Genomic DNA, 3,848 nt, shown 5'->3' with positions numbered 1-3,848 from the left:
GTAAACAATCATTTATCGGCTTATTGTGTGAATATATCCAAAAATTGACGCGGCGTTACGACAAAAGGATTTGCAGGAAAATGTTTTATATTACCCGTAATCAAATAGGTTTCAAACTGCTTCCGTGCATTCAATGTAACTGCATAAAAAACAATATCTTTCGGATCGGGTATCGGCTCTGTTATACTTATGCCGTCAAATTTTAAGCCTATTTCTTGTATCGCATTCACTGCAATATCGACCGATTCCGTTGGAAAGCAAAATTTCGAACGATGCAACACGGCGGAATATTCGGCAATGATTTCCTCATTGTAGACAGGGATAATTTTTCCGGCGTACATATAGTCAATAATATAACGGGGAACGGAATTTTCTTTTAAGAATGCGGAAACAAGAACATTCGTATCAATGACGGCGTACAAAAGCATCCCGTTATCGCTTGCGAGCGGCATCGATTTCGGTATTGATTTCTTCGAGGCTCATGTCGGAAATGCCGTTTGAAGCTGCGCTTTGTGCCATTGCCTGCATTGCCGATAGTACGTTTTGCGGAATCCGTGCTCTTACGGCATCCCGATCATAGTTTCCCAATTTCATACTAAAAGGAATACCGTTTTCGGCAACGCTGCGCTTAAAAAAAATACGTACCGCGGTCGATAAATCAAGTCCGAGGTTTTCATAGACGGCAGCCGCATCGTCTTTTAACTTTTCATCAACACGGATTTGAACCAAAGTACTTGCCATAGTCAACCTCTATTATAGTATTATACTATAAAAAAGTGTTTTTGCAAGTACATTGTAATGATAACACAAGTGAGATCTTGGTGAAATTAGTTTTATCCGTTTTACTGCGTTTTAGTCCGTTTTGAACTGTGAAACATCAATTTCTCCCGACATAAGCTTAGGGAGTAGATCGTTGCGCAATTTCGATAGGCTTAAGGACTCTTGTGTTCGATATTCTATCTCTCGAAATATAGGGCGAACTAACTTATCAAATCGGCAACGAGTCTGTTTATCAGGATCATTAACGACGTAGTTTTTTAGAATATCTATTTTCAGATTGGTAAATATACTTCCATTACCAAGGGCAATTAAGTCTTTCTGAATATGTTTAAAAAGAAGATATAAATATTCGTTAGAAAACAATGAAAACGGGAAATAGAGCCATCCATCGTGAATACAAGTATCTATACCTAGAATTTTGGGGATACCTGGTGTTGCACTGTTCGAAAGGACGAGTGTACCAGATTTAAGAAATATTGTTTTTTTCAAACCAGATTCTTTAATATGTTCTTTAATCTCTAACACAAATGGTGTCTGTAAAGTGGTAATATCTGATATTTTCAGCCAAGGTAAACCTTTATCCGATAAGAAATTCTGTATTGGTCTTGGAGAACATCCACGTCTAACATCAACAAATTGTCCCAGTAGGCCCTTCTTCCAATCCTTCGGCATCTTTCCGCCAAAAGGCTCAAAATCCACAAACCACGATTTAAAAATCGCCTGCGCTATCTGCTCTAAATGATTGTTTATCTTTCCCCTTGCTGTCATTATAAATCAATTACTTACCGAAAGACAGGGGGAATACATGAAGGACAAACTGATTACGGCGATACAAATGCGTATGGCACCGCTGCTCGACACAGCACAGCAGGCGGAACTGCAGCGGGTGCTGGCATACTACTTTCACGATGTGGATGTTATTGAGCGGCAAGCTTCCGATCAACAGGAAAAAGAAGGGTTGCTTGAAATGTTTATTGCGGCAAAGGGGGTAGAGGGCTGTTCGGAAAAATCATTGAAATATTATGATTCAACTATACGACAAATGCAAAACAGCGTCAAAAAACCCGTACGGGAGATTACTACCGACGATTTACGGGTTTACCTTGCCGACTATCAAAAAGAACGAAAATCAAGTAAAGTAACAATAGACAATATGCGGCGGATTTTTAGCAGCTTTTTCGGATGGTTGGAGGACGAGGATTATATCCTCAAAAGCCCCGTCCGTCGAATCCATAAGATAAAGGCGGATAAAATAATCAAAGATACTTTTTCCGACGAAGGATTGGAACTGCTTCGTGATGCCTGTGACGAAGTCCGCGATTTGGCAATGATCGACTTGCTTGCTTCTACAGGGATGCGTGTCGGCGAGTTGGTCGGTTTGAATCGGGAAGACATCAGTTTTCATGAAAGGGAATGCGTCGTGTTCGGCAAAGGCAAAACTGAACGATTGGTCTACTTCGATGCGCGAACAAAAATTCATCTGCAAAACTACCTCGATTGCCGTGCCGATAACAATCCCGCTCTTTTTGTATCGCTTGCCCTGCCGTATAAGCGCTTATTGATAGGCGGTGTAGAGACAAGGCTTCGCGAAATCGGTAAGCGTGCGGATATACAAAAGGTTCATCCGCACAAATTCCGGCGCACCCTTGCCACGCGGGCAATCGATAAAGGCATGCCCATTGAACAAGTACAACGTTTACTCGGCCATGTAAAAATAGATACGACAATGACCTATGCAATGGTCAATCAGGCGAATGTAAAAAATTCGCATAGAAAATTTATCGGCTGAGGAGAGGGATGATATGAGAAATTGGAAAACTGTCAAACTAGGAAAAGTTTGTGAGGTTGTAAGAGGCGGGTCACCACGCCCTATTATAGACTTTGTAACTACCAGTCCATATGGTGTAAATTGGCTAAAAATAGGGGATGTCAATGAACACGATAAATATTTCACCCATTCTGCTGAACGCATAATAAAAGCCGGAACAGCAAAATCCCGCGCGGTCAAAAAAGGTGATTTGATTTTGTCAAACTCAATGAGTTTTGGTAGAGTATTCATAACCCTCATTGATGGTTGCATTCATGATGGTTGGTTACGATTAAGAAATAACGAAAATCTACTTGACCGTGAATATCTGTATTATTTTTTATCGTCCAAATTTGCACAGAACCAGTTCAAAGCAATTGCAACAGGATCAGTCGTAAATAATCTGAAATCAGACACTGTTAAAAACATAGATATTGATTTACCTTCTCTTGACGAGCAACGAGCTATTGCATCAATTCTTTGTCTATTAGACGATAAAATTGCTATCAATGAAAAGATAAACAATCATTTATCATCCTCAAGGTCAGTTACCGATAATTCGCCGGACATTAGATGAGGTAAGAGAGTATCGCGAATTACTGCGAGGTTTTCATTCGCAAGACTATTCGAAAAGATCATGTCAATAAGAATACCGACTGCTTCGGTAAAATAAAAGGCAACTTTTATAGGAGGGATAATAATCGGCTCTATTTTAAGGAAATCAGAAATATTAAGGTTTTTAATACCAGTCGTACCATTTTCATAGGAAAACATTATACCCCGGTCATAAAGGTACTTCCAGTAAAAGTAGACGAAGGATGAATACCCTTCCAGTGGTTTGATAGCTCGGCAGAAATTGGTACATACCATTCCGAAATCGTATCGGTCAAGAAGAGACTGTGTTATCAGTGCACAGCGTCCAGTTGATTGTGTAGGACTTCCACCAGAAATTTCAACTACAATATCTCCAACGCTTAACTGTTTATCAGCATAATTTTTAGGAAAGATATAACGAATAGGCATTTTGCCTTTATTACCAGCATTAATGTTGTCAATATCGGTACCACGAATACAATACACTTTTTGTGTGTTATTACTTGTCGAAGTGTCCTTTCCCCAATCTCCGCCAATGATCGTAGAAAGAAGGTCACTAAAAGTACCTTCCCGCCAATCTTTCGGCATCTTTCCGCCAAAAGGTTCAAAATCCACAAACCACGATTTAAAAATCGCCTGCGCTATCTGCTCTAAATGATTGTTTATC

The 3,848-nt window shown here is 39.9% G+C and carries 6 protein-coding genes; 2 read left to right on the top strand and 4 right to left on the bottom strand.

The window, feature by feature from the left end; genetic code table 11:
- Positions 1 to 20: 20 nt before the first annotated feature.
- From HMPREF0860_RS05515 to HMPREF0860_RS05505, 3 genes are all read right to left on the bottom strand, one after another.
- Positions 21 to 428: a putative toxin-antitoxin system toxin component, PIN family gene (locus HMPREF0860_RS05515; RefSeq protein ID WP_021331573.1), complete on the bottom strand. Its 408-nt coding sequence runs from the start codon at positions 426 to 428 to the stop codon at positions 21 to 23.
- Positions 429 to 432: 4 nt separating this feature from the next.
- Positions 433 to 741 (bottom strand): type II toxin-antitoxin system RelB/DinJ family antitoxin, encoded by a 309-nt coding sequence (locus HMPREF0860_RS05510; protein ID WP_016524325.1) that lies wholly within the window; start codon positions 739 to 741, stop codon positions 433 to 435.
- A gap of 111 nt (positions 742 to 852) precedes the next feature.
- Positions 853 to 1,548, bottom strand: a complete 696-nt coding sequence (locus HMPREF0860_RS05505) for a restriction endonuclease subunit S (protein WP_051170001.1) — start codon at positions 1,546 to 1,548, stop codon at positions 853 to 855.
- Between the two features lie 37 nt (positions 1,549 to 1,585).
- Between HMPREF0860_RS05505 and xerA the strand changes: the two genes are divergently transcribed.
- On the top strand, positions 1,586 to 2,569 hold the full coding sequence (xerA, locus tag HMPREF0860_RS05500; RefSeq protein WP_021495572.1) for a site-specific tyrosine recombinase/integron integrase: 984 nt from the start codon (positions 1,586 to 1,588) through the stop codon (positions 2,567 to 2,569).
- Between the two features lie 13 nt (positions 2,570 to 2,582).
- Positions 2,583 to 3,164, top strand: coding sequence for a restriction endonuclease subunit S (locus HMPREF0860_RS13560; protein WP_051170000.1), 582 nt, complete (start codon positions 2,583 to 2,585; stop codon positions 3,162 to 3,164).
- On the opposite strand, the gene HMPREF0860_RS05495 is transcribed toward HMPREF0860_RS13560, so the two are convergent.
- A partial coding sequence (locus tag HMPREF0860_RS05495; RefSeq protein WP_038082253.1) for a restriction endonuclease subunit S domain-containing protein occupies positions 3,113 to 3,848 on the bottom strand: 736 nt, incomplete at its 5' end. The genes HMPREF0860_RS13560 and HMPREF0860_RS05495 overlap by 52 nt on opposite strands.

This window comes from Treponema socranskii subsp. socranskii VPI DR56BR1116 = ATCC 35536 (genome assembly GCF_000468115.1).
In the GTDB taxonomy this organism is placed as follows: Bacteria; Spirochaetota; Spirochaetia; order Treponematales; family Treponemataceae; genus Treponema_D; species Treponema_D socranskii.
This window is presented reverse-complemented; position numbering and strand designations above follow the sequence as displayed.

Excerpts from the sequence above, each read along its gene's own strand:
- HMPREF0860_RS05515 (WP_021331573.1), bottom strand. The coding sequence starts at position 428 with ATGCTTTTGTACGCCGTCATTGATACGAATGTTCTTGTTTCCGCATTC.
- HMPREF0860_RS05510 (WP_016524325.1), bottom strand. The coding sequence starts at position 741 with ATGGCAAGTACTTTGGTTCAAATCCGTGTTGATGAAAAGTTAAAAGAC.
- HMPREF0860_RS05505 (WP_051170001.1), bottom strand. The coding sequence starts at position 1,548 with ATGACAGCAAGGGGAAAGATAAACAATCATTTAGAGCAGATAGCGCAG.
- xerA (WP_021495572.1), top strand. The coding sequence starts at position 1,586 with ATGAAGGACAAACTGATTACGGCGATACAAATGCGTATGGCACCGCTG.
- HMPREF0860_RS13560 (WP_051170000.1), top strand. The coding sequence starts at position 2,583 with ATGAGAAATTGGAAAACTGTCAAACTAGGAAAAGTTTGTGAGGTTGTA.